The organism is Janthinobacterium sp. BCJ23, assembly GCF_059617945.1.
Window position 1 is genome coordinate 779,160 of the sequence record NZ_JCAQAW010000001.1, and the last position, 23,129, is coordinate 802,288.

Here is a 23,129-nt window from a genome sequence, read left to right on the forward strand (position 1 = left end):
AAGCAAACCTTAACAAAGCGCAGCCTCCCGCGCGGCGAACTCATACGATGCTCACATTTCAACAAATTATCCTGACCTTGCAAACCTATTGGGACAAGCAAGGTTGCGCCCTGCTCCAGCCTTACGACATGGAAGTCGGCGCCGGCACTTTCCACACCGGCACCTTCCTGCGCGCGATCGGCCCGGAGCCTTGGCGCGCCGCGTATGTGCAGCCGTCGCGCCGCCCGAAAGATGGCCGCTATGGCGAAAACCCGAACCGCATGCAGCATTACTACCAGTACCAGGTGGTGTTGAAGCCGGCGCCGGAAAACATCCTCGACCTGTATCTGGGTTCGCTGGCCGCGCTGGGCCTGGACTTGAAGCAGAATGACGTGCGCTTCGTCGAAGACGACTGGGAAAGCCCGACCCTGGGCGCCTGGGGCCTGGGCTGGGAAGTCTGGCTGAACGGCATGGAAGTGACCCAATTTACCTACTTCCAGCAAGTGGGCGGCCTCGATTGCAAGCCCGTGCTGGGCGAGATCACCTACGGCATCGAACGCCTGGCCATGTATCTGCAAGGCGTGGAAAACGTGTATGACTTGGTGTGGACCGAGTGGGAAGAGAACGGCACTACGAAAAAACTGACCTACGGCGACGTCTTCCACCAGAACGAAGTGGAGCAATCGACCTACAACTTCGAGCACGCGAATACAGACCTGCTGTTCGAACAGTTCGGCAACTACGAAGCGGAAGCGAAGCGTTTGATCGAGCTGCAACTGACCCTGCCCGCCTACGAGAAAATCATGAAAGCGTCGCACAGCTTCAATATGCTCGATGCGCGCGGTGCCATCTCGGTGACGGAACGCGCCGCCTACATCGGCCGCGTGCGCACCCTGTCGCGCCTGGTGGCGCAAGCGTATTACGACTCGCGCGAACGCCTCGGTTTCCCGATGCTGCCCGCCGCAGACCAACCCGCCGCCGCTTGATCGCCTAGCTCATACACCGCCGTACCAGACAAGAACACCATGAACCAAACACTGCTCATCGAACTGCTGACCGAAGAACTGCCGCCGAAAGCGCTGGCCAAACTGGGCGCCGCCTTCACGGCCGGCATCGTCAACGGCCTGAAAGCGCGCGACTTCCTCGAAGCCGACAGCGTCGCCACCAGCTACGCCTCGCCGCGCCGCCTGGCCGTCTCCATCACCAACGTGCGCGAAGTCTCGCCCGACAAATCGATCCGCGAAAAAGTCCTGCCCGTCTCCGTGGCGCTGGACGCGAACGGCAACGGCACGCCGCCGCTGGCCAAGAAACTGGCCGCGCTGGGCTTCCCCGACCTGACGGTGGCCGAGCTGGAACGCGCCGCCGACGGCAAGGCTGAAAGCTTCTTCTACACGTACACGGCGCCAGGCAGCCAGCTCGCCGCCGGCGCGCAAGCGGCGTTGACCGAATCGGCCGCCAAGCTGCCGATTCCAAAGCTGATGAGCTATCAGCGCCCGGACGGCACCACCGTGCAATTCGTGCGCCCTGCCCACAGCCTGATCGCCCTGCACGGCATCAATATCCTGCCCCTGACCCTGCTGGGCTTGACGGCCGGCCGCACCACCCTGGGCCACCGCTTCCTGACCGATGGCGAACCGATCGCCATCGCGCACGCGGAAAACTATGCGCCATCGCTGATCCTCAACGCCAGCGTCATCGCCAGCAACGAAGAACGCAAGGAACGCATCCGCGCCCAGCTGCTGGACAAGGCCGGTGCCGACCAGGTGCTGATGCCCGAAGCGCTGCTCGATGAAGTGACGGCCCTGGTCGAATGGCCGGTCGTGTATGAATGCCACTTCGAGGAAGAATTCCTGGCCGTGCCGCAGGAATGCCTGATCCTCACCATGCAGACGAACCAGAAATATTTCGCGCTGACCGATAGCGAAGGCAAGCTGCGCTCGCGCTTCCTGATCGTCTCGAACATCGAGACGGACACGCCCGAGCACATCATCGGCGGCAACGAGCGCGTCGTGCGCCCGCGCCTGTCCGACGCCAAGTTCTTCTTCGAGCAAGACAAGAAGAAAACGCTGGCATCGCGCCTGCCGCTGCTGGCCAACGTCGTCTACCACAACAAGCTGGGCACGCAAGCGGCACGCACAGAGCGCGTCAAGTCGCTGGCCGGCGCGATCGCCGCCAAGCTGCAGTACGACGTGGCACTGGCCGAACGCGGCGCCCTGCTGGCGAAGGCCGATCTGCTGACCGACATGGTGGGCGAATTCCCCGAACTGCAAGGCATCATGGGCACGTACTACGCGCGCCATGACGGCGAGCCGGAAGAAGTGGCCTTGGCCGCCTCCGAACACTACCAGCCGCGCTTTGCCGGCGACAGCCTGCCGTCCACCGCCACCGGCACCGCCGTGGCCCTGGCCGACAAGCTGGAAACCCTGGTCGGCATCTGGGCCATCGGCCTGGCGCCCACGGGCGACAAGGACCCGTTCGCGCTGCGCCGCCATGCGCTGGGCGTGCTGCGCATGCTGCTGGAAAAACGCCTGCCATTGTCGATCCAGGGCTTGCTGGCGGATGCGGCCGCGCAGTTCGCAGCGGTGCCCGGCTTCAAGGACCCGGTCGCGGACGTCACCACCTTCATGCTGGACCGCCTGCGCGGCATCCTGCGCGAGCGCGGTTTCTCGCCGAATGAAATCGAAGCCGTCGTGGCACAGAATCCGGACCGCCTGGACGACATCGTGCAGCGCCTGGAAGCCGTGCAGGCGTTTGCCGCTTTGCCGGAAAGCGCCTCGCTGGCGGCCGCCAACAAGCGCATCACGAACATCCTGAAAAAGAACGAGGAAGCCGTGAGCCAGGTCGCCGCCGGCGGCGTCAACGTGGCGCTGCTGCAGGACGAAGCGGAGAAAAAACTGGCCGCCGCCGTCTCTCGCGTGCAGCCGGAAGTCGACGCGGCCTTTGCCAAGGGCGACTTCACCAGCACCCTGCAAACGCTGGCGCAGCTGCGCGACGACGTCGATGGCTTCTTCAATGACGTGATGGTGATGGCCGAGGATGTCGCCCTGCGCAACAACCGCCTGGCCTTGCTCTCGTCCCTGCACGGCATGATGAACCGCGTGGCCGATATTTCCAAGCTGGCGGCATAATGGGTACTCCGGCGCTGAAACTGATTATTCTCGACCGCGACGGCGTCATTAATCATGACTCGCCGGACTTCATCAAGTCGCCGGCCGAATGGCTGCCGATCCCCGGCTCGCTCGAAGCGATCGCCCGCCTGAACCAGGCTGGCTATCGCGTGGTGATCGCCTCGAACCAGTCGGGCATCGCGCGCGAATACTTCGACATGACGGTGCTGAACGCGATCCACCAGAAGATGCATACCCTGGCGCAGCAGGTGGGCGCCGATATCGACGCCATCTTCTTTTGCCCGCACGCGGGCGCGGACAATTGCGACTGCCGCAAGCCGAAACCGGGCATGTTCCATGAAATCTCGCAGCGCTACAACACCAGCCTGAAAGGCGTGCCCACGGTCGGCGATTCGTTGCGCGACCTGCAGGCCGGTTTCATCAGCGGCTGCGTGCCCTACCTGGTATTGACGGGCAAGGGCGAAAAAACCAACGAGACGGGTGGCCTGCCGCCTGGTACCCAGGTCTTCCCCGACCTGGCGGCCGTGGTCAGCCACCTGCTCAAGGCGCCAGCCACACCGGCGCCCACCGTAGCATTCAGTATCTAATCTTCGGAGAACCGCATTGCGTAATATTTCCCTGTTCCTGCGATCACTGCTGTTCATGATCATCATGATCGTGGCCACCATCGTCTGGGCCTGCGTGTGCTTTTTTGCCGCGCCATTGAGCTACAACAAGCGCTATTGGGTCACCTCGCGCTGGAACGTGTTTATCCTGTGGTGCGCCAAGGTCATTTGCGGCATCCGCTATGAAGTCAAGGGCGCCGAGAACTTCCCCGACGCGCCGGCCATCGTGCTGTCGAAGCACCAGTCGGCATGGGAAACCATCTTCTTGCTTCCCAGCCTGCCACGCCCGCTCGTGTATGTGTTCAAGAAGGAAATCCTGTACATCCCCTTCTTCGGCTGGGCCATGGCGCTGCTGCGCATGATCCCCATCGACCGCAAACAGGGCAAGCATGCATTCAAGAGCGTCGTTGCGCATGGCAAGCGCCGGCTGGCCGATGGCCAATGGATTATCATGTTCCCTGAAGGGACCCGCATTCCCGTGGGCCAGGCGGGCAAGTACAAGAGCGGCGGCACGCGTTTGGCCATTGCCACGGGCGCCGTGGTGGTGCCGATTGCGCACAATTCAGGCGAGTGCTGGCCCAAGCAGTCATTCCTCAAACGCCCGGGACTGATCACCGTCTCGATAGGCAAACCGATTTCGCCGGAAGGGCAAACCCCGGACAGCATGATGCAACAGGTGGAAAATTGGATAGAATCAGAAATGCGCGTCATTTCGCCTCACGCCTACAACGCTGGCTAGACGGCATCAGCGCGGTCATCCAGGAGCCGACACTGCGCCAGCAGATGAAGACCATCAAGGTCGGCGACCAGCAACTGGATTTGTTCGCGCATGACGTCTCGACCAGCACGCCCCCGGCGGTGCGCCCCACGGCACCGCCAGCGCCGCCCGTGGCGCCACCGGTAGTGGCGCCCGCGCCGCCCATCGTTCGTCCTGCCCCGCCTCCCCTGCCTTCTCCGCCACGCACCGCCGATGGCCCGCCATTGCGCCAGCTGCAGCTGGGCAACCACCTCGTCGAATTCGCGCTGCGCCGCTCCACGCGCCGTTCCATCGGCTTCATGATCGACGACAACGGCTTGCGCGTGACGGCCCCCAAGCGCGTCACCCTGGCCGAAATCGACAACGCCATCCGCGCCAAGCAAGGCTGGATCGTCTCGAAGCTGCTGGAACGGGGCGAGCGCAAGGTGCAGCGCCAGCAGCGCCCGCCCGTGGCCTGGGTCGATGGCGCCGTGCTGCCCTACCTCGGTGGCGAGATCACCTTGCGATTGCACCAGGCGCCGCGCCACCGCGCCAGCTTCCAGCGCGAGACGAATGAATTGCACGTATGGGTCACGCCCACGGGCAGCGAGCAGCAACTGAAGGAAAAAGTGAAAGGCTGGTTCCAGCACGAAGCGCGCCAGCTGTTCGAGGCGCGCCTGGACGTATATGCGGACAAGCTGGGCGTGCGCTACGATTCGCTGTCGCTATCGTCGGCCGGCACGCGCTGGGGCAGTTGCACCATCGAGCGCAAGATCCGCCTGAACTGGCGTTTGATCCACTTCGCTTTGCCGCTGATCGACTACGTGGTGGCGCACGAGCTGTCGCACCTGCTGGAAATGAACCACAGCCCCCGCTTCTGGGCCACCGTGGAATCGATTTATCCCGATTATGATGGCGCCAAGCAGGCGCTCAGAAAACGCTCGCAGGAGTTGCCTGTGCTGTTTACGTAGGTGCCTGTCGGATTACGCTCTACGAGCTAATCCGACCTACAGTCACGTAGGTCGGATTAGCGCAGCGCGCGCAATCCGACGCCATTGTTGGCCGCGCGCCCATCACGGCAGCAAAGGCTTGATGGCCGCGATGGTCCGTGGCGTGGCCCCCCGGTGCTGGTTGGCAAACGCCAGCGCTTTTTCTCCCATCGACGATAAACGCGCCGGATCCTGCAGCAAGGCCGACGCCTGCGCCATCAGCGCACCGGCATCCGCCACCAGCGCGGCGCCGCCGGCGGCAATCGCCTGCTCCGTCACCAGCGCGAAATTGAAGGTGTGGGGGCCGATCAGCACGGGTTTGCCCAGGGCCGCCGGCTCGATCAGGTTTTGCCCGCCCAGCGGCAGCAGGCTGCCGCCGACGAAAGCGCAATCGCAGGCCGCGTAATACGCAAACATCTCGCCCATCGAGTCGCCCAGCAGCACTTGCGTGCCCGCCGCAACGGCATCGTCCTGCGCCAGGCCGGACCTACGCTGCACTGTCAGGCCCTGCGCCGCGATCAATTTTTCCACCTCGTCGAAGCGCTGCGGATGGCGCGGCACGATCAGCAGCAAGGCATTCGCGGGCAAGCCCGAGCGGATATAGGCATCGAGGATCAGCTGCTCTTCCCCTTCGCGCGTGCTGGCGCACAGCAGCACCGGGCGCTGGCCGATGGCGCTGCGCAGCGCCGCCCCCGTCGCCAGGGCCGCTTCGGGCACAACGACGTCGAACTTGATGCTGCCCGTGACGACCACGTCCCGCACGCCCAGCTGGCGCACGCGATCGGCGTCGTCCTGCGTCTGCGCCGCCACCAGGGTGATGCCGCGCGCCGCGTCGGCAATGAGTTTGCCCAGTCGCTGCGCCTTGCCCAGCGAGCGCTGCGACAGGCGTGCATTGGCCAGCACCACGGGCACTTTGTAGCGATTGCATTGGTGGATCAGATTCGGCCACACTTCCGTCTCCATCAGGATGCAGATGCGCGGCGCAAAATGGCGGATGAAACGGGCCGGCATGGCGCCCGTGTCGTATGGCAGATAGCTTTGCACGAGGCGCGCGCCGTGTTTGGCAAACAAAGATTTACCCGTGGCGCGCCCCGTCGGCGTCATGTGCGTGAGAACGATGCGGCACGCGGGCCAGGCGGCCAGCAGCGCATCGATCAGCGGCTCGGCCGCGCGCGTCTCGCCGACGGAGACGGCGTGCAGCCAGATGGTGTTTGTAGCAGACGCCGGCTGGCGCCCGTAAAAACCCAGGCGCTCGCCCCAGTGCTGGCGGTAGCCGGGTTCCTGGCGTCCGCGCAGCCACAGCCGCGCCAGCACCAGGGGCAAGGCCAGCCACCAGGCGAGGGTATAAAGAAGTCGCATGTTTATTGAATGTTAAAGTCAGGCGGGAGGATAGTCTGCCAGCAGGCGCCGTACCGCGGCCAGCACTTCCGGCACGCCGGGCGGCGCGCCCTTGTCGCCGAGGTTGATGATTTTCGGCGACCAGTTGCCTTCCGTTTTCCACAGCGGCGAATCGGCATAGATTTCCACCGTCGGGCGCACGAAGGCGGCCGCGATGTGCGTCAGGCCCGTGTCGACGCCGACCACCAGCGCCGCATGGCGCGCCAGCAGGGTGGCGTCGCCCATCGACAGTTTCGGCAGCAGGCGCGCGTTCGGCAGGCCGGCCGCCAGCACTTCCGCTTCCGCCTTTTCCTTGGGCGAACCCCAGGGCAGCAAAATCGGCATCGGTGCCAGTGCCTGGCCCAGGGCGATCCAGTTTTCCGGTGCCCATTTCTTGGCGTCGCGCGCCGTGCCGTGGAAATACACGCAGTAGGGCGCTTCGCCCATCCAGTCCGGGCGCGGCTCGCTACGCGGCACTTCCGGCAAGCCGAAATCGGCCGGCGTGTCGACCGTGTAGCCGAGCGCCGCGGCGGCCACCAGGCGGCCGCGCGCTACCGCATGTGTGCGCGGATCGAGAGGAATGCTTTTCGTGTGAAAAATGCGCGAGATGCCTTCGTATCCCGAGCCTTCGCTGCCATTGGCCAGGCCGACCTTCTGTCCTCCCGGCGCCAGGCGCGCGGCGCCCATGATGATGCCCGTCTTGAGCAAACCCTGGGTATCGAACACATAATCGTAGTGCGTCTGGCGCAGGCTGCGGAAGAAGGCGGCGATTTCCGCGCGCGTCTCTTTCTTGCCCAGGCTCTTGCGCCAGCGCCGCAGCGCAAACGGAAAGATGGTGTTTACACGCGGGTTCAGGCGCACCAGGCTGGTGTAGCCCTCTTCGACCACCCAATCGATGGTCGCGTTCGGGAAATGGCGGGCGATGTCCGCCACCATTGGCAGGTTATGCAGCACATCGCCCAGCGAAGACACCCGCACCAGCAGGATTTTCAAGGGCGCCTGTGCGCCAGGTTGACCGGCCATGCTGTCAGAATGGCAGGACGGCGTCAGGCTTGGCGGCCAGGATCACGCTCTTGAACTGACCCTGGATGCGCGCCAGCGCTGCCGGCGTTTCCGCTTCGAAGCGCATGACGATCACCGGCGTGGTGTTCGACGAACGGGCCAGCCCGAAGCCGTCCGCGTATTCCACGCGCAAGCCGTCGATGGTGATGATCTGTTCATTGCCGGGGAAGACGGCGTCGCGGCGCAGCATGTCCATCAGCGCGACGTTCTCGCCTTCCTTCAGTTCCAGGTGCAGTTCCGGCGTGCTGTCGGACTGCGGCAGGGAGTTCAGCAAGCTCGAGGGATCCGCTTCGCGCGTGAGGATTTCCAGCAGGCGCGCGGCCGAATACAGGCCGTCGTCGAAACCGTACCAGCGGTCCTTGAAGAAAATATGGCCGCTCATTTCGCCGCCCAGCGGTGCACCCGTTTCGCGCAGCTTGGCTTTCACCAGCGAGTGGCCCGTCTTGTACATCAGCGGCACGCCGCCATGCTTGCTGATCCACGGCGCCAGGTGGCGCGTGCATTTGACGTCATACAAAATCTGCGCGCCAGGGTGGCGGGTCAGCACGTCGGCGGCGAACAGCATCATCTGGCGGTCAGGGTAGATGATCTGGCCATCCTTGGTGACCACGCCCAGGCGATCGCCGTCGCCGTCGAAGGCGATGCCGATTTCCGCATCCGTCTCGGCCAGGCAGCGGATCAGGTCTTGCAGGTTTTCCGGATGCGCCGGGTCCGGATGGTGGTTCGGGAAATTGCCATCGACTTCGCAGAACAGTTCGATGACTTCGCAGCCCATGCCGCGGAACAGGTCGCCCGCGAATGCGCCGGCCACGCCATTGCCGCAGTCGACGGCGATCTTGATCGGGCGCGCCAGCTTGACGTCGCCCAGGATGCGCTCGATGTAGGCGGCGCGGATATCGTGCGTGGCATAGGTGCCCGGATTGGCAACGTCCCTGGCGCTGGCGCTGCCGTCGTGCGCGACGATGCTGTGGTACAGCGCCTGGATCGCTTCGCCGTGGATCGCTTCGCCGGCCAGCACCATCTTGAAGCCGTTGTAGTCGGGTGGATTGTGGCTGCCCGTGACCATGATGCCGGAGCGCGTATCGAGCACATTCGTGCCGAAGTAGACCATCGGCGTGGCCACCACGCCCAGGTCGATCACGTCGACGCCTGCCGCTTGCAAGCCCTGCGCCAGCGCCGCCGTCAATTCCGGTCCCGACAAACGGCCATCGCGGCCGATCACGACCCGCTGCTCGCCCTTGGCCAGGGCGGCCTGGCCAAATGCCTGGCCGATCTTGTGCGCCACGCTGGCATCGAGGGTTTTAGCGATGATGCCGCGAATATCGTAGGCCTTGAAGATCGTTCTGGACAATGGAAGCATGGTGTGGGCGGTATAAGTAAGGGGCGAATAAGGAATAAATAGGGTGCCTGGCAAGGTGCAGCGTGCGGCTGGCAGCTTGCTACTGCGCCAAGAGTATACCGAATTATACGCGCAGCAGATCGATCGACTTGCCCGATTCCACCCACTGCCTGACCCACAGCGGCTGGCGGCCGCGGCCTGTCCATTGTTCAGCGGTATTGTCAGGATGGCGGTAACGTACCGCGACTTTGCCCGTGCGCGGGTGCAAACCATCGAGTATCAGCTGTTTCAGCGGAATGCCCGCCTGCTGCGCGATGGCCATGATCTGTTCGCGCGCCTTGTTCAAGTCTTCGCGCTCGCGGCTGTTCAATTCCTGTTTGACATTATCTTCCAGTTTGCGCAATTCCAGCATCGTCATCGTAGACAGATCCATTGGTACATCCTTTATATTAATTTAAATAATAAAATCACGTGGAATATACTACATTGCATAAACATTTGCGCACCATTGCATAATCCGTCGCCAATTGAATCACGGCTCCCGGCTTATTTAGCGGCCCAACATTAAGATTAAATGAAGAATATAACGGAAGCGCGCATGGAGGTGAATAAACATGAATGAAATGGCATTCCGGCATGCCGGCAAGGCTGGCGTGGCGCGGCGATTCATTCCGGCAGCCGTGCCGGCGGATTATGAGCGGTATATGACCGCAGGGAATGCGGCCAATTCAAATCCCCATCCAACATAATCGGCACCGGCTTTTTTCTTCCCGCCCGCCATGCGCGCAATCAGTCATCTGCCGGCAATGTCCCAACATCAAAGGGCAGGCATGCTTATAATGCAGGCGCGTAGTCCACTTCACCCCGGCACATATGAAAACTTACTTTATCGGCGATCTGCAAGGCTGCCGTGACCAAACCGTTGAACTGATCGAACGGATCCAGGCGGCGGCGGATGGTCCGTACCGCCTGCTGTTCGCGGGCGACTTGATCAATCGTGGCCCGGCCTCGCTGGCCACCTTGCGCCACATTCATGCGCTGGCGCGGCAGGGCCTGGCCGACAGCGTCCTGGGCAACCATGACTTGCACTTGCTGGCCGTGGCCAACGGCATCCGCCCCGAGCATGCATCCGACACCCTCGCCGAAATCCTTGAGGCGCCCGACCGCGACGAGTTGATCGACTGGCTGCGCCAGCGGCCACTGGCACTGGAACACGACGGCCATGTGCTCGTGCACGCGGGCTTGCTGCCGCAATGGAGCGCGGCCCAGGCCCTGTCCCTGAGCGGGGAAGTGTCCAGCATGCTGCGCAGCGATGATTGGGTGGCCTTCCTGCGCACCATGTACGGTAACGAGCCGGCCGCCTGGCGCGACGACCTGCAGGGCGCCGACCGGCTGCGCTGCATCGTCAACGCCATGACGCGGCTGCGCTTTTGCACGCCGGACGGCGTGATGGACTTCAAGATGAAGGAAAGCGGCAGCCCGCCGCCCGGCTCCGGTCTGCTGCCCTGGTTCGACGTGCCGGGACGGCGCAGCGCCGGCGACACCATCGTCTTCGGCCACTGGTCGGCGCTGGGACTGCAATTGCGGCCGCACCTGATCGGCCTCGATAGCGGCTGCGTGTGGGGCGGAAAACTGTCGGCCGTGTGCCTGCAAGACCGCTCGCTGCTGCAGGTCGACTGCCCCACGTTCCAGCAGCACAGCGGCAAACGCTAAGTGGCAAGCGCGGCGCGCATATGCTTAGTCGAAATCGGTCGTTGGCCATGCCGCGCCTGGCCCGTATGATGGAGCTTTTGCCTTTGCCATCCCATGCATCCTGATACCGACAGACTGGCGCGCTGGCTGCTCGGCAGCCTGGAACTCGACACCGCCGTCCTGCATGTGGGCCAGTACTGCGGCCGCTGGCGCGCCTCCACGGCGGGCCGGGAACTGGGCAGCTTTCACCTGGTGCTCGATGGCCACTGCTATCTGCACCTCGATGGCGCGGCGCCGATCGCGCTCGGCCCGCGCGACGGCGTCTTCCTGCTGCGCGACCTGCCGCACTTTCTCAGCCCCCACAGCGACCCGCTGCAAGCGGTCAGCGCGCAAGCGATGCTGCCGCTGCAAACGCCCACGGAGCAGCCGGCGACGGCGCTGGCCTGCGGCTTCTTTCAATTTCGCGGCGCCCTCTCCGCGCTGATCGTCGACTCGTTTCCGCCGTATCTGCTGATACGCGGCGACGCGCCCGCCTTCAGCGCCGCCGCCGCGCTGTTCGACCTGATCCTGGCGGAAGCAGGCGGCGATCCGGAACAGCCGTCGCCGCTGATCGCGCGCCTGGTCGAGCTGCTGTTCTTTTACCTGATCCGCCACGTGGCGCAGGGCGAGCAAGTGGCGGCCGGCCTGCTGTCGCTGCTGCACCAGCCCGCATTTTCGCCGCTGCTCGAACGCATGCTCGACGCGCCCGCCGACGACTGGTCGATCGAGAACATGGCCAAGGCGGCGTGCATGTCGCGTGCCAGCTTCTGCAAGCATTTCGCCAGCGCCAGCGGCCATTCGCCGGCCCAGTTCCTGCTCCTGCTGCGCATGAAGATCGCCGCGCGCCGGCTGCACGACGGCGTCTCCGTCGAACGCGCGGCCGAACTGGTGGGCTACCGCTCGCACGCCGCCTTTACGCGCGCCTTCAAGCGGGTCACGGGCGAGCAGCCTGGCGCTTACCGGCGCGACCAGAGATTGCGCCAGCTGGCCAGCTAAGCGCCTGCCGAAATCAAGGATCACACAATCGCAGACGAACGAGCACAAAAGGACGACGCTGACGTCTGTTGCGTGCACGGCATGGCCGATATAATGGCCGGGTGACTTACTAACTTAGCAAGGTACCCCATGTCCCGTCTGACGCTGCACACTCTCGATACCGCCCCGGCCGATAGCCGCCCCTTCGTGGAAAAGGCCATCGCCAACAATGGCTTCCTGCCCAACCTGATCGGCGTTCTGGCCAATGCCCCGCTGGCACTGGAAACCTATCTGACCGTCTCCGGCATCAATGCGCGCGCCAGCCTGACGTTAATGGAACGCGAAGTGGTGCAGATCACGGCCGCGCGCATCCACGGCTGCGATTTCTGCATCGCAGGCCATAGCGCCATCTCGCTGAAAAAAGCGGGCCAGACACCGGACACGGTACGCGCCCTGCAGCGCGGCCAGCCGACGAACGACGCCAAGCTGGACGCCGTCGCCGCTTTCGCCACGGCAGTCATCGCCACGCGCGGCGCCGTCAGCGACGTGGAATATCAAGCCTTCCTGGCCGCCGGCTACAACGAGCAGCAGGCGCTGGAAGTCGTGCTGGGCATCAGCCTGGCCACCCTGTGCAATTTCTCCAACAGCCTGGCCGGCACGCCCGTCAATCCGCAATTGACGCCCTACCTGCCTGGCGCCGTCTGACATGGCGAACCTCACTCACTGGCTGCACATGCATGCCGACCAGCTCGACCAATCGCCCGAGCTGGCTGAAACCGTATTACCGGCCCTCGCTGGCGACAAGCTGCTGGCCATCGGCGTGCCACAGGAACACGGCGGCGCGGGCGGCGACGTGCGCGACGCCATCGACGCCATCGCCAAAGTGGCCGAGCAATCGGTGACGGCCGCCTTTGTCTTCTGGGGCCAGCGCTGCTTTATCGAATTCCTGCTGCAAAGCGAGAACCGCGCGCTGGCCGAGCGCCGCTTGCCCGGCCTGCTGGCCGGCACGCAGGCAGGCGCCAGCGGTTTGTCGAACGCCATGAAATTCTTGTCCGGCATCGAGCAGCTGCAAATCACGGGCGCGCGCCACGGCGACGGCTTGCTCGTCGACGGCGGCCTGGCCTGGGTGACGAACTTGCGCAAGGCGGGCTTTGTCGCGGCGGCCGCCGTGGCGCCGAACGACGGCGCGCCACCCGTCATCATCGCCTTCGACAGCGGCAGCGCAGGCGTCAAGCGCAGCGACGACCTGGACCTGATCGCCCTGCGCGGCAGCAATACGGCCTCCGTCAAGCTGGCGCAGGTGCACATCCCCGCCGCGGACATCATCAGCGACAATGCGCCAGCCTGGCTGCCGCAGGTGCGCCCGGCTTTCCTCGGCATGCAGTGCGGCCTGTCGATCGGCCTGGCGCGCGCCAGCCTGGCCAAAGCGGCGCAGATTTCCGCCGGCTCGCGCAACCAGCTCACGCCACGCATCGAAGCGCTGCGAGCGACTCTGGAGGCAGCTGTCGCCACCCTGCTGGCCGGCGTGCATGATGGCCGCTTCAAGACGCAGGCGCCAGCCATGTTCCGCCTGCGCATACAGCTGGCCGATGTGCTGCAGCAGGCGCTGATGCTGGAACTGCAAGCGATGGGCGGACGCGCCTACCTGAACGCCGAACAGCAGGGCTTTGCCCGCCGCTGGCGCGAATCGTCGTTCATCCCCATCGTCACCCCCAGCCTGACGCAATTGCAGGCGGCCTTGCAGCTGTTCGACAGCCAGCAGGCGGCCAAGGCGGCGGGAGCGCAGGCATGAGCGTTGCCGATTGGGCCTTGCAGGCGCAGGATCTGAGCTACGCTTACCCCGGCACGGCGCCCGTGTTCCAGCACGTCTCGCTCGGTGTGCGCAAGCGCGAAATCGTCTGCCTGCTGGGCGGCAGCGGCTGCGGAAAATCGAGCCTGCTGCGCGTGCTGGCCGGCTTGCAGCCGCCATCCACGGGCGAGATTCAGTTCCTCGACGCTCCCATGCGCGAACCGAACCCGCGCAGCGCCCTCGTCTTCCAGCAAGCCAGTTTGCTGCCCTGGCTGAACGTCACGGGCAACGCCGGCTTCGGCCTGGACTTCAAGCACCAGCCCAAGCTCACGCGCGAGGCGCACCAGGCGCGCGTGGCGCAAGCCATCGAAGCGGTGGGCTTGAAGGGCCGCGAAAAACTGTATCCGTCCGCGCTGTCGGGTGGTATGGCGCAGCGCGTGGCCCTGGCCCGTGCGCTGGCGCGCGAACCGGAACTGCTGTTCGCCGACGAACCGTTTTCCGCGCTCGACGCCATCACGCGCGCCGAGATGCAATCGTTGCTGGTCGACGTCGTACACCGCTGGCACACGGCCGTGCTGCTCGTCACGCACGATATCGATGAAGCCATCCTCGTGGCCGACCGCATCTTGCTGATGGGCGGCAAGCCGGGCAACATCGTGCGCGAATGGCCCGTCGCCATCGACCAGCCACGGATCGGCCACAGCGCCGACGTCATCGCCCTCAAGATGGACATCCTCGACGCCCTGCAGGCGCTGCAAAAGCAGGATCAAGCGCCCGCCTTTGCTCCCAATTAATCGACCGGAACATTCCCATGACATTCGAAGACCACAACAAACCCCTGCACATCTGCGCCTCGTCCGATTGCGACTGCGGCCTGACGCGGCGCGACTTCCTGCGCATGTCGGCCCTGGCCACGGCCAGCGTCGCCTCGCCGCTGCTGTTCGCCGGCGACGCCATGGCCCAGCAAGGACCGAAGGGCGACGACCAGCCCGTGAAAATCGGCTACCTGCCCATCACGGACGCCACCCCGCTGCTCGTCGCCCACGCCCGCAAGCTGTTCGAAGCGGAAGGCTTGCAAGCGGAAACGCCGCGGCTGTTCCGCAGCTGGGCGCAAATCATCGAAGCCTTCGTCGCCGGCCAGGTCAACGTCATTCACCTGCTGTCGCCGGCCACCCTGTGGGTGCGCTACGGCGCCAAGTTCCCCGCGAAAGTCGTCGCCTGGAACCACGTCAACGGGTCCGCGCTGACGGTGGCCAACGAGATCAACAAGGTCTCCGACCTGGGCGGACGCACGGTCGCGATCCCGTTCTGGTACTCGATCCACAACATCCTGCTGCAGCAGATTCTGTCCTCGAATGGCTTGACGCCGGTCACGCGCGCGCGCAACGCCGCCATCAAGCCGAATGAAGTCAACCTGATCGTGCTGGCGCCGGCCGAAATGGTCTCGGCCCTGGCCAGCAAGTCGATCGCCGGCTACATCGTGGCAGAGCCGTTCAATGCGGCGGCGGAAAACGCCGGCATCGGCAAGATCCTGCGCTTCTCTGGCGACGTGTGGAAGAACCACGCGTGCTGCGTCACCTTCCTGTCCGAGCGCGACATCAACACGCGTCCGGAATGGGCGCAAAAGGTCACCAATGCCATCGTCAAGGCGCAGCTGTGGACGCGCTCGAACCAGGTCGACACGGCCAAGCTGCTGTCGAACGTGGGCGAGCACCGCTACACGCCGCATCCGCTGCAGGTGCTGACCAAGGTGCTGGCCACAACCGATTACGCCGGCTACGAAAAGCAGGGCCTGATTGTGCACAAGAACTGGCAGCAGCGCCGCATCGACTTCCAGCCATATCCGTTTGCCTCGTACACGGAAGAGCTGGTGCGCGCCATCGGCCGCACCAAGGTCGAAGGCGATACGCGCTTCCTGGCCAACCTCGATCCGAAGTTCGCCGCGCGCGACCTGGTCGATGACCGCTTCGTGCGCAAGGCCATCACGGCGGTCGGCGGCCCTGCCGCCTTCGGCTTGCCGGCCAACCTGCTGCGCAGCGAAACCGTGGCGGTCTGACGATGGCGAGCAAGTTGTTCACGAAGTTCGGCCTGCCCCTCGTGGGGCTGGCCTGTGCCTTGCTGCTGTGGTCGATGGGCGTGACGGCGCTGGAGAAATCCACGCCCATCGCCACCGCTTTTGCGCCCTTGCCCACGGCGCTGGCGTTCCAGGAGATGGTGGGCGGAGCGGATATCTGGCTGCACGTGGTCCTGAGCCTGCAACGGGTGGCCGTGGGCCTGGGACTGGCCATCGTCATCGGCGTGCCGCTCGGTGTGCTGGTGGCCATGTCGAAGAGCTTTTCCGGCGCGGCCATGCCGCTGTTCCAGCTGCTGCGCATGATTTCGCCGCTGTCGTGGATGCCAATCGCCGTGATGGTGCTCGGCGTCGGTGACGCGCCCGTATACTTCCTGCTGGCGTTTGCGGCCGTCTGGCCGATTTTGCTCAATACGGCGGCCGGCGTGGCGCGGCTCGATCCGAACTGGCTGCTGCTGGCGCGCAGCCTGTCGGCCACGCGCAGCGAAATCGTCTTCAAGGTGATTTTGCCGGGCATCACGGCCGACATTTTGACGGGCGTGCGCCTGGCCATCGGCATCATCTGGATCGTGCTGGTGCCGGCGGAAATGCTGGGCGTATCGGCGGGCCTCGGCTACTTCATCCTCGATACGCGCGACCGCCTCGCGTATTCGGAGCTGATGGCCGCCATCGTGCTGATCGGGATTTTAGGCTTTATCCTCGACTACCTGGCCCGCGCCGCGCACGCGCGCTGGCTGCATGTGAAGAATTAAGCGGCCTTCTCCAGCGGCAGCGTAGCGGCCACGGCCGCCTGCGTTGCCGCCGCCAGTTCGCGGCGGTGCGCGTCCAGCGTCGCCACTGGCGCCAGGCAGGTCAGGCGCGCCGTGATGGGCGGGCCGCTCAAGATCGCCACCATGCTTTGCGCAAAGCTCATGTCGCCGATGAAATCGACGGCGTGATGCAAGGCCCCCTTGTCATCCACATACACGAGCGCAAACGGCTGCACCGGCACTTGCGCGTCGATGGCCGCCTCGAACAGGTTGGCATGGAACGGCAGGATCTGACCTTGCGCGGCGGTCGTGCCTTCGGGGAAGAACGCGATGCGCTCGCCCGCCGTCAATTTGTCCACCAGTCCCTGGAAGATCAAGCGCAGGTCGCGCTTGCTGCCGCGCGAAATGAAGATGGTGCCGGCGCGCCCCGCCAGCCAGCCGAGGATCGGCCAGGCGCGGATTTCCGCCTTGGCGACGAAACGGCAGGGGTGGACGGCATTGATGACGAAGATGTCGAGCCACGAAACGTGGTTCGCCACCACCATCGCATGGTCGAGGGCCGGCACGCTGTCGGCCGGCTGCGCCACGTGCACGCCGCAAATGTCGAGCAGCTGCGTCGACCAGCGGCGGATGCGCCGGTTGCGTCCCTCCAGGTCCAGCCAGGGAAAGAGCACGGCGCTCTTGGCCATGCCGCAGCCCAGGTGAATGGCAATGCGCGCGAGGCGGTAGGTAAGCAGAAGTTTCAAATGACACCAGATAAAGAAGCAAACCCACAGCAAATTCTGGGGTCAGACCCGGCGGGTCTGACCCCGGCAGTATGCTGGAGTTTCACTCCAGTACAAAAAATTAACGCTGAAACGCCACCTGTCCGGCAACGATGGTCGCCTTGACGATGCCGCTCAGCTCATAGCCGAGGAAAGGCGTGTGCTTGCCCTGGCTGGCCAGCGACGCCGACGACACGGTCCAGCGCGCAGCGGGATCGAAGACGCAGATGTCGGCCGCTTCGCCCACGGCCAGGCTGCCGGCCGGGATGCCGGCGACACGGGCCGCGTCGGACGTGACCTTGGCCACGGCGCGCGCCAGCGGACGTGCGCCCGCTTGCGGCTGCTCCAATGCGTAGTCGTCGGCCCATTTCAGGGCCAGCGACAGCAGCAGTTCCAGGCCCGTGGCGCCGGGCGACGCTTCGCCGAACGGCAGCAGTTTTTCATCGTCGTCGACGGGCGTATGGTCCGAGCACATGGCGTCAACCGTGCCATCAAACAGGCCGGCACGGATCGCATCGCGGTCGCGCTGGCTGCGGAATGGCGGCGTGACCCTGGCGTTCGGGTCGAAGAAGCCGATGTCGGCATCCGTCAGGTGCACATGGTGCACGCCCACGTCGCAGGTGACGGGCAAGCCTTCGGCTTTCGCCGCGCGGATCAGTTCCAGGCCCGCCGCCGACGAGATGCGGCACAGGTGCACGCGCGCGCGGCTGGCACGCATCAGTTCGAAAATCGTGTGCAGGGCGATGGTTTCGGACATCACGGGCACGCCGGACAAGCCCAGACGCGAGGCCAGCGGGCCGCTGTGGGCGATGCCGCCACGGCCGATGTGCGGGTCTTGCGGGCGCAGCCAGACCGTGTAGCCGAAGGTGTTCGCGTACTGCATGGCGCGCAGCAGCACGGTCGTGTCTTCGATCGGCTCCTCCGCCTGCGCGAAGCCGATGCAGCCCGCTTCCGTCAGTTCCGCCATTTCCGTCAGCGACTTGCCCTTCAAGCCCATGGTCAGTGCGCCCAGCGGATGCACGTGGGCCTTGTTCTGCGTCTTGGCGCGGTATTTCAGCATCTCCACCAGGCCCGGCTCGTCCAGCACGGGATCGGTGTCGGGCGGGCAGACCAGGCTCGTGACGCCGCCTTGCAGCGCCGCCTGCAGTTCCGATTCCAGGGTCGCCTTGTATTCGTAGCCCGGCTCGCGCAGGCGCGCGGACAGGTCGACCAGGCCGGGGGAAACCACCAGGCCGGCCGCGTCGAACGTCGTGTCGGCCTTGAAGCCGGCCGGGGCGCTGCCCACGGCCAGCACCTTGCCATCGGCGATAAACAGGTCTTGCAAGCCATCGATGCCGTTGGCAGGGTCGATCAGGTGGCCGTTCTTGATATGTAGTGTCGTCATGCTCGCTTACTCGTCCTTGGGCTATCAGCCCTGATTACCAGCCAAAATACTCATCACCGCCATGCGCACGGCGATACCGAACGTCACCTGCGGCAAGATCACCGCCTGCGGACCGTCGGCCACGGCCGAATCGATTTCCACGCCGCGGTTCATCGGGCCCGGATGCATGACGATGGCGTCCGGTTTCGCCAGCGCCAGGCGCTCGGGCGTCAAGCCGTAGCTCTTGAAATATTCCTGCGCCGACGGCAGCAGCGCGCCGCTCATGCGTTCATTTTGCAGGCGCAGCATGATGATCACATCGACGCCTTTCAAGCCTTCATCCATGTTGGTGAAGGTGCGTACGCCCATCTGTTCCAGGCCGCCCGGCAGCAAGGTGTGCGGGCCGATGGCGCGCACTTCCGGCACGCCCAGAGTGGTCAGCGCGTGGATGTCGGAACGGGCCACGCGGCTGTGCAGGATGTCGCCCACGATGGCCACCGTCAGGTTGGTGAAATCCTTCTTGTAGTGGCGGATCGTGTACATGTCGAGCAAGCCCTGGGTCGGGTGCGCATGGCGTCCGTCGCCCGCGTTGACGACGTGGACGTGCGGCTGCTTGGTGTCGATCAGGTGCTTGGCGATCAGGTAGGGCGCGCCCGACTGCGCGTGGCGCACGACGAACATGTCGGCATGCATGGCCGACAGGTTGTCGATGGTGTCGAGCAGCGACTCGCCCTTGCTGGCCGACGAGGCCTGGATGTTCAGGTTGATGACGTCGGCCGACAGGCGCTTCGAGGCGATCTCGAAGGTGGTGCGGGTGCGCGTGGAGTTTTCAAAGAACAGGTTGAAAACGCTTTTGCCGCGCATCAGCGGCACCTTTTTCACGTCGCGGTCGGAAATGCCGACGAACGAGGAAGCCGTGTCGAGAATGTGGTTGACGATAGACTTCGGCAAGCCTTCAATCGTCAGCAGATGTTGCAGTTCGCCGTGTTTATTCAGTTGCGGATTAAGCATGGTGGGTATCTATGGTGAGCGTGAATTTTCCATCGTCGGCTTGCTTCAGGACCAGGGCCTGGCCCGGCGGCACGGCAGTGAAGGCGGCCACGAAATCGGCGGCCACCGGCAACTGGCGTTCGCCGCGGTCGACCAGGGCGGCCAGCATGATCTTGGCCGGGCGGCCATAGTCGAACAATTCATTGATGGCCGCGCGCGTCGTGCGGCCCGTGTACAGCACGTCGTCGACCAGCAGGATGGTGGCGCCGGCCACGTCAAAGCTGATCTGCGTCGGCTTGACGTCCGCATGCAGGCCCTTCTGGGCGAAGTCGTCGCGGTAGAACGAGACGTCGAGCACGCCCAGGCGGTCGAGCAGATTCAGGTCGCGCGCCAGGCGTTCGGCCAGCCAGGCGCCGCCCGAATGGATGCCGACGATGGCCACGTTGGGGATGCCCGCCAGGCCGCTTTGCACTTGCTGCAGCAAGACCCCGTACAGGGCCTCGGCGTCGAGTTGGGATGGATTCGTAGGATGCGGCATAGAGTTCTTAATCATTCAGGGAGGGAGTCTAGGGTCAGATTAATAATTCGCGTCGAAATACTGTTGCAGGATGATGGCGGCGGCGCGGTCGTCGATGACTTCGCCGCGCTTGGCGGCGATGACGGCCGAGGAATAGCGCTCGTCGACCAGCTCCACGGGCAGGTTGAAGCGGCCATGCACCTGGTTGGCGAAACGGCGGCAGCGCGCGCTCATCTCGTGTTCCGTGCCATCGGGATGGCTGGGCAAGCCCACCACGATGCGGCTGGCGCCCCACTCCTTGATCAGGCTATCGATGGCGGCAAACTTCGGCTCGTTCGCCGTGGCCGTGATCACGCTGAGCGGCTTGGCCTGGCAAATCATGGTATTGCCGATGGCCACGCCGATGCGTTTCAAGCCGAAATCGAAGGCGAGGATGGTGTCGATGGCGTCACCGCTCATGCGTGGCCAGCCTCGCTCGCCAGCATGAGGGGATCGATACCGAGCAGCTTGATGGCCGCCACGTAGCGCTGCTCGATGGGGAAATCGAACAGGATATCGGCCGAGGCGCCCACCGTCAGCCAGCCGTTGCGGCCGATCTCGTCTTCCAGCTGGCCCGGGCTCCAGCCCGAGTAGCCGATCGAGACGAGCATGCGCTCGGGACCATCGCCCTTGGCGACGGCTTCGAGCACGTCGATCGAGGTGGTAAACGCCACTTCATCGGTCACCGTCAGCGACGAGGAATAGCGCGCGCCCGGCGTATGCAGCACGAAGCCGCGGTCATCCTGCACGGGGCCGCCGAACATGATCGGTTCATTGATGATGGGCGTGTCGCTGCCGGCCGCCAGTTTCAGGTCGATGCGGTCGAACAGCACTTCCATGGTCATGTCGGTGGGCTTGTTGATGACGACGCCGAGCACGCCGTTTTCATTGTGTTCACACACGTACACGACCGTGCCGCCGAAGATCGGATCTTGCATGGCCGGCATCGCAATGAGGAAATGGTTGGCCAGATTCAGGGTGGAGGAACCGGTCGCGGCCGGTTCTCCCACACCCTGCATCAGACGATGTCCTGGTAGAGTCTGGTCGATTTTACTCTTTTTCATACGCGATGCTCTCTCTGTGGGCTTGCTGGCAAGTCTCGCTTACCCCGCTATCGTACGCCTGGCGCAAGCTGCCGCGAATCTTGGGCGGCGCGCACCGTGGTGCCAGGCGTTATTCTTGTTATCTTATAAATTAATGATCAATTCGCTTTGCCTGCCGGCGCATTTCAATGCCAATTGTAAAATTGATTGCAAAATCGCTGTCGCACATAAAGTACCGCGAACATACCCGGTAGTTTACACTGAATTGCCGCCGCAGCGACGCCAAAGGCGCGACGCGAGCGGCCATAAAGCCCTGTTGGCGGCAAAAAATCGCCTATCTTTGACCCTGAACACGCGAAATAATGACAATCAAGACTTCCCTGGTGTGGTTCCGGCGCGATCTGCGCGCGTTTGACCATGCTGCACTGCATCACGCCCTGCGCCAGAGTCAGGCCGTGCATTGCGTCTTCGTCTACGACACCGCCATCCTGGCTGCGCTGCCGCGCCGAGACCGGCGGGTCGATTTCATCCATGCCAGCGTGGCCGAGCTGGCCGCCGAGCTGCGCCAGCTCGGCGGCGACCTGATCGTGCTGCATGCGGACGCGGCCGAAGCCATCCCGCGCCTGGCCGCCGAATTGAACGCCGACGCCGTCTTTGCCAACCACGACTACGAGCCGCAAGCGATCGCCCGCGACGCCACCGTGGCCGCAGCGCTCACGCATGACGCACGCCTGTGGTTCAGCTTCAAGGACCAGGTGATCTTTGAAAAGAACGAGGTGCTGACCTTGTCGGCCAAGCCGTACACCGTCTACACGCCGTACAAGAATGCCTGGCTGAAGAAAATGCGCGCGGAACCCGCCTGCCTGGCGCCGTTCGATATCGAGCCGCATGCGGCCAGCCTGGCGCCGCCGCGCGCCGGCACGCCCGCGCCCCTGCCCACCTTGGACGAACTAGGTTTCGAGGCCAGCAACCTGGCCGAACTGGCCATCCCCACCGGCATGTCGGGTGCCAGCCAACTGTTCGAGGATTTCCTGCCGCGCGTGGACCGCTATGACGTGGCGCGCGATTTTCCCGCCCTGAAGGGACCGTCGTATTTGTCCATGCATCTGCGCTTCGGCACCGTCTCGCTGCGCTACCTGGTCCGCACCATCGTCGACCTGATGGACCGGGGCGGTGGCGGCGATGGCGCGCCCGTGTGGCTGGCCGAACTGATCTGGCGCGATTTCTACGCCATGATTTTGTACCAGAACCCGCACGTGGAAGGCGGCGCCTTCAAACCGGCCTACGATGCCATCGCCTGGGAAACGGGGCCTGACGCCGATGCCGCGTTTGCCGCCTGGTGCGAAGGGCGCACCGGCTATCCGCTGGTGGACGCGGCCATGGCGCAGCTGAACCAGACGGGCTATATGCACAACCGCCTGCGCATGGTCACGGCCTGTTTTTTGATCAAGGACCTGGGTATCGACTGGCGCCGCGGCGAAGCGTATTTCGCGCTGCACCTGAACGACTTCGACCTGGCCTCGAACAACGGCGGCTGGCAATGGGCTTCGTCGTCGGGCTGCGACGCGCAGCCCTACTTCCGCATCTTCAATCCCGTCACGCAGTCGGAAAAATTCGATGCCAGCGGGCGCTTCATCCGCCGCTACCTGCCGCAGTTGAAGGCGCTGGGCGACAAGGAAATCCACGCGCCCTGGCTGGTGCCGCGCATGCTGCTCGATCAAAAAAACATCGTGCTGGGACGCGATTATCCGGAACCGCTGGTGCAGCACGACGAGGCCCGCAAGGAGACCCTGGAGCGCTATGCGGTGGTGAAGGTGGTGGCGTAATCGGGCCGCTGGTGGCGTCGGGTTACGCGCTGCGCGCTAACCCGACCTACACGACAT

Annotated in this window: 24 protein-coding genes; 14 read left to right on the forward strand and 10 right to left on the reverse strand. The window is 64.4% G+C overall.

Annotation, left to right across the window (positions count from 1 at the left end; translation table 11 throughout):
- Window positions 1–47 precede the first annotated feature (47 nt).
- The 5 genes from glyQ to AC54AG_RS03540 are packed head-to-tail and all read left to right on the forward strand — an operon-like array spanning window position 48 to window position 5,419.
- Window positions 48–965 carry a glycine--tRNA ligase subunit alpha gene (glyQ, locus tag AC54AG_RS03520; RefSeq protein ID WP_034746745.1) on the forward strand — a complete coding sequence of 306 codons (918 nt, stop codon included), beginning with the start codon at window positions 48–50 and terminating at the stop codon, window positions 963–965.
- A 39-nt stretch (window positions 966–1,004) separates the two neighbouring features.
- Window positions 1,005–3,107 (forward strand): glycine--tRNA ligase subunit beta, encoded by a 2,103-nt coding sequence (gene glyS, locus AC54AG_RS03525; RefSeq protein ID WP_496629507.1) that lies wholly within the window; start codon window positions 1,005–1,007, stop codon window positions 3,105–3,107.
- Complete coding sequence (gmhB, locus tag AC54AG_RS03530; protein WP_072455078.1) at window positions 3,107–3,694, forward strand: D-glycero-beta-D-manno-heptose 1,7-bisphosphate 7-phosphatase; 588 nt, start codon at window positions 3,107–3,109, stop codon at window positions 3,692–3,694. The genes glyS and gmhB overlap by 1 nt, the downstream gene beginning before the upstream one ends.
- Before the next feature lie 16 nt (window positions 3,695–3,710).
- On the forward strand, window positions 3,711–4,451 hold the full coding sequence (locus AC54AG_RS03535; RefSeq protein WP_034746739.1) for a lysophospholipid acyltransferase family protein: 741 nt from the start codon (window positions 3,711–3,713) through the stop codon (window positions 4,449–4,451).
- Window positions 4,452–4,495: 44 nt separating this feature from the next.
- The gene (locus AC54AG_RS03540) at window positions 4,496–5,419 is read left to right on the forward strand and encodes a M48 family metallopeptidase (RefSeq protein WP_496629508.1); all 924 of its coding nucleotides are present in this window, start codon (window positions 4,496–4,498) and stop codon (window positions 5,417–5,419) included.
- A 102-nt stretch (window positions 5,420–5,521) separates the two neighbouring features.
- Here AC54AG_RS03540 and waaA read toward each other — a convergent pair whose 3' ends face one another.
- The 4 genes from waaA to AC54AG_RS03560 form a co-directional block, all read right to left on the reverse strand.
- On the reverse strand, window positions 5,522–6,796 hold the full coding sequence (gene waaA / locus AC54AG_RS03545; RefSeq protein ID WP_496629509.1) for a lipid IV(A) 3-deoxy-D-manno-octulosonic acid transferase: 1,275 nt from the start codon (window positions 6,794–6,796) through the stop codon (window positions 5,522–5,524).
- Between the two features lie 18 nt (window positions 6,797–6,814).
- On the reverse strand, window positions 6,815–7,837 hold the full coding sequence (gene waaC, locus AC54AG_RS03550; protein ID WP_496629510.1) for a lipopolysaccharide heptosyltransferase I: 1,023 nt from the start codon (window positions 7,835–7,837) through the stop codon (window positions 6,815–6,817).
- A gap of 4 nt (window positions 7,838–7,841) precedes the next feature.
- Window positions 7,842–9,236 carry a phosphomannomutase/phosphoglucomutase gene (locus AC54AG_RS03555; RefSeq protein ID WP_034746728.1) on the reverse strand — a complete coding sequence of 465 codons (1,395 nt, stop codon included), beginning with the start codon at window positions 9,234–9,236 and terminating at the stop codon, window positions 7,842–7,844.
- Window positions 9,237–9,339: 103 nt separating this feature from the next.
- Window positions 9,340–9,648 carry an H-NS histone family protein gene (locus tag AC54AG_RS03560; protein ID WP_070301219.1) on the reverse strand — a complete coding sequence of 103 codons (309 nt, stop codon included), beginning with the start codon at window positions 9,646–9,648 and terminating at the stop codon, window positions 9,340–9,342.
- 181 nt (window positions 9,649–9,829) lie between these two features.
- Between AC54AG_RS03560 and AC54AG_RS03565 the strand changes: the two genes are divergently transcribed.
- The 8 genes from AC54AG_RS03565 to AC54AG_RS03600 all read left to right on the forward strand — a co-directional run bounded on the left by AC54AG_RS03565 (window position 9,830) and on the right by AC54AG_RS03600 (window position 16,533).
- Window positions 9,830–9,964 carry a hypothetical protein gene (locus AC54AG_RS03565; RefSeq protein ID WP_331777077.1) on the forward strand — a complete coding sequence of 45 codons (135 nt, stop codon included), beginning with the start codon at window positions 9,830–9,832 and terminating at the stop codon, window positions 9,962–9,964.
- A gap of 124 nt (window positions 9,965–10,088) precedes the next feature.
- The gene (locus tag AC54AG_RS03570; RefSeq protein WP_496629511.1) at window positions 10,089–10,928 is read left to right on the forward strand and encodes a symmetrical bis(5'-nucleosyl)-tetraphosphatase; all 840 of its coding nucleotides are present in this window, start codon (window positions 10,089–10,091) and stop codon (window positions 10,926–10,928) included.
- 93 nt (window positions 10,929–11,021) lie between these two features.
- Window positions 11,022–11,942 (forward strand): AraC family transcriptional regulator, encoded by a 921-nt coding sequence (locus tag AC54AG_RS03575; protein ID WP_139090772.1) that lies wholly within the window; start codon window positions 11,022–11,024, stop codon window positions 11,940–11,942.
- Between the two features lie 129 nt (window positions 11,943–12,071).
- Window positions 12,072–12,626, forward strand: coding sequence for a carboxymuconolactone decarboxylase family protein (locus AC54AG_RS03580; RefSeq protein WP_072455073.1), 555 nt, complete (start codon window positions 12,072–12,074; stop codon window positions 12,624–12,626).
- A 1-nt stretch (window position 12,627) separates the two neighbouring features.
- The gene (locus AC54AG_RS03585; protein WP_496629512.1) at window positions 12,628–13,713 is read left to right on the forward strand and encodes an acyl-CoA dehydrogenase family protein; all 1,086 of its coding nucleotides are present in this window, start codon (window positions 12,628–12,630) and stop codon (window positions 13,711–13,713) included.
- Window positions 13,710–14,504 (forward strand): ABC transporter ATP-binding protein, encoded by a 795-nt coding sequence (locus AC54AG_RS03590; protein ID WP_496629513.1) that lies wholly within the window; start codon window positions 13,710–13,712, stop codon window positions 14,502–14,504. The genes AC54AG_RS03585 and AC54AG_RS03590 overlap by 4 nt, the downstream gene beginning before the upstream one ends.
- A gap of 17 nt (window positions 14,505–14,521) precedes the next feature.
- Window positions 14,522–15,766, forward strand: coding sequence for an ABC transporter substrate-binding protein (locus AC54AG_RS03595; RefSeq protein ID WP_035822077.1), 1,245 nt, complete (start codon window positions 14,522–14,524; stop codon window positions 15,764–15,766).
- Between the two features lie 2 nt (window positions 15,767–15,768).
- On the forward strand, window positions 15,769–16,533 hold the full coding sequence (locus AC54AG_RS03600) for an ABC transporter permease (protein WP_035822080.1): 765 nt from the start codon (window positions 15,769–15,771) through the stop codon (window positions 16,531–16,533).
- On the opposite strand, the gene AC54AG_RS03605 is transcribed toward AC54AG_RS03600, so the two are convergent.
- The 6 genes from AC54AG_RS03605 to AC54AG_RS03630 form a co-directional block, all read right to left on the reverse strand.
- A complete protein-coding gene (locus tag AC54AG_RS03605) occupies window positions 16,530–17,276 on the reverse strand; it encodes a lysophospholipid acyltransferase family protein (RefSeq protein ID WP_338679716.1) in 747 nt (248 codons plus the stop codon). The two genes, AC54AG_RS03600 and AC54AG_RS03605, sit on opposite strands and share 4 nt — an antisense overlap.
- Window positions 17,277–17,376: 100 nt before the next feature.
- Entirely contained in the window at window positions 17,377–18,678 is a 1,302-nt protein-coding gene (locus tag AC54AG_RS03610) for a dihydroorotase (RefSeq protein WP_034746698.1), read from the reverse strand.
- Window positions 18,679–18,702: 24 nt separating this feature from the next.
- Window positions 18,703–19,668 (reverse strand): aspartate carbamoyltransferase catalytic subunit, encoded by a 966-nt coding sequence (locus AC54AG_RS03615; protein ID WP_034746695.1) that lies wholly within the window; start codon window positions 19,666–19,668, stop codon window positions 18,703–18,705.
- Window positions 19,661–20,185 carry a bifunctional pyr operon transcriptional regulator/uracil phosphoribosyltransferase PyrR gene (gene pyrR, locus AC54AG_RS03620; RefSeq protein ID WP_034746692.1) on the reverse strand — a complete coding sequence of 175 codons (525 nt, stop codon included), beginning with the start codon at window positions 20,183–20,185 and terminating at the stop codon, window positions 19,661–19,663. Before pyrR ends, AC54AG_RS03615 begins: the two co-directional genes overlap by 8 nt.
- Window positions 20,186–20,224: 39 nt before the next feature.
- Window positions 20,225–20,623, reverse strand: coding sequence for a Holliday junction resolvase RuvX (gene ruvX, locus AC54AG_RS03625; RefSeq protein WP_223278885.1), 399 nt, complete (start codon window positions 20,621–20,623; stop codon window positions 20,225–20,227).
- Window positions 20,620–21,222, reverse strand: coding sequence for a YqgE/AlgH family protein (locus AC54AG_RS03630; protein ID WP_034746689.1), 603 nt, complete (start codon window positions 21,220–21,222; stop codon window positions 20,620–20,622). The genes ruvX and AC54AG_RS03630 overlap by 4 nt, the downstream gene beginning before the upstream one ends.
- Window positions 21,223–21,608: 386 nt before the next feature.
- Between AC54AG_RS03630 and AC54AG_RS03635 the strand changes: the two genes are divergently transcribed.
- Window positions 21,609–23,072, forward strand: coding sequence for a cryptochrome/photolyase family protein (locus AC54AG_RS03635; RefSeq protein ID WP_496629514.1), 1,464 nt, complete (start codon window positions 21,609–21,611; stop codon window positions 23,070–23,072).
- Window positions 23,073–23,129: the final 57 nt, after the last annotated feature.

Coding starts and splice junctions, on each gene's coding strand:
- glyQ (WP_034746745.1), top strand. CDS start 48: ATGCTCACATTTCAACAAATTATCCTGACCTTGCAAACCTATTGGGAC.
- glyS (WP_496629507.1), top strand. CDS start 1,005: ATGAACCAAACACTGCTCATCGAACTGCTGACCGAAGAACTGCCGCCG.
- gmhB (WP_072455078.1), top strand. CDS start 3,107: ATGGGTACTCCGGCGCTGAAACTGATTATTCTCGACCGCGACGGCGTC.
- AC54AG_RS03540 (WP_496629508.1), top strand. CDS start 4,496: ATGAAGACCATCAAGGTCGGCGACCAGCAACTGGATTTGTTCGCGCAT.
- waaA (WP_496629509.1), bottom strand. CDS start 6,796: ATGCGACTTCTTTATACCCTCGCCTGGTGGCTGGCCTTGCCCCTGGTG.
- waaC (WP_496629510.1), bottom strand. CDS start 7,837: ATGGCCGGTCAACCTGGCGCACAGGCGCCCTTGAAAATCCTGCTGGTG.
- AC54AG_RS03555 (WP_034746728.1), bottom strand. CDS start 9,236: ATGCTTCCATTGTCCAGAACGATCTTCAAGGCCTACGATATTCGCGGC.
- AC54AG_RS03560 (WP_070301219.1), bottom strand. CDS start 9,648: ATGGATCTGTCTACGATGACGATGCTGGAATTGCGCAAACTGGAAGAT.
- AC54AG_RS03565 (WP_331777077.1), top strand. CDS start 9,830: ATGAATGAAATGGCATTCCGGCATGCCGGCAAGGCTGGCGTGGCGCGG.
- AC54AG_RS03570 (WP_496629511.1), top strand. CDS start 10,089: ATGAAAACTTACTTTATCGGCGATCTGCAAGGCTGCCGTGACCAAACC.
- AC54AG_RS03575 (WP_139090772.1), top strand. CDS start 11,022: ATGCATCCTGATACCGACAGACTGGCGCGCTGGCTGCTCGGCAGCCTG.
- AC54AG_RS03580 (WP_072455073.1), top strand. CDS start 12,072: ATGTCCCGTCTGACGCTGCACACTCTCGATACCGCCCCGGCCGATAGC.
- AC54AG_RS03585 (WP_496629512.1), top strand. CDS start 12,628: ATGGCGAACCTCACTCACTGGCTGCACATGCATGCCGACCAGCTCGAC.
- AC54AG_RS03590 (WP_496629513.1), top strand. CDS start 13,710: ATGAGCGTTGCCGATTGGGCCTTGCAGGCGCAGGATCTGAGCTACGCT.
- AC54AG_RS03595 (WP_035822077.1), top strand. CDS start 14,522: ATGACATTCGAAGACCACAACAAACCCCTGCACATCTGCGCCTCGTCC.
- AC54AG_RS03600 (WP_035822080.1), top strand. CDS start 15,769: ATGGCGAGCAAGTTGTTCACGAAGTTCGGCCTGCCCCTCGTGGGGCTG.
- AC54AG_RS03610 (WP_034746698.1), bottom strand. CDS start 18,678: ATGACGACACTACATATCAAGAACGGCCACCTGATCGACCCTGCCAAC.
- AC54AG_RS03615 (WP_034746695.1), bottom strand. CDS start 19,668: ATGCTTAATCCGCAACTGAATAAACACGGCGAACTGCAACATCTGCTG.
- pyrR (WP_034746692.1), bottom strand. CDS start 20,185: ATGCCGCATCCTACGAATCCATCCCAACTCGACGCCGAGGCCCTGTAC.
- ruvX (WP_223278885.1), bottom strand. CDS start 20,623: ATGAGCGGTGACGCCATCGACACCATCCTCGCCTTCGATTTCGGCTTG.
- AC54AG_RS03630 (WP_034746689.1), bottom strand. CDS start 21,222: ATGCAGGGTGTGGGAGAACCGGCCGCGACCGGTTCCTCCACCCTGAAT.
- AC54AG_RS03635 (WP_496629514.1), top strand. CDS start 21,609: ATGACAATCAAGACTTCCCTGGTGTGGTTCCGGCGCGATCTGCGCGCG.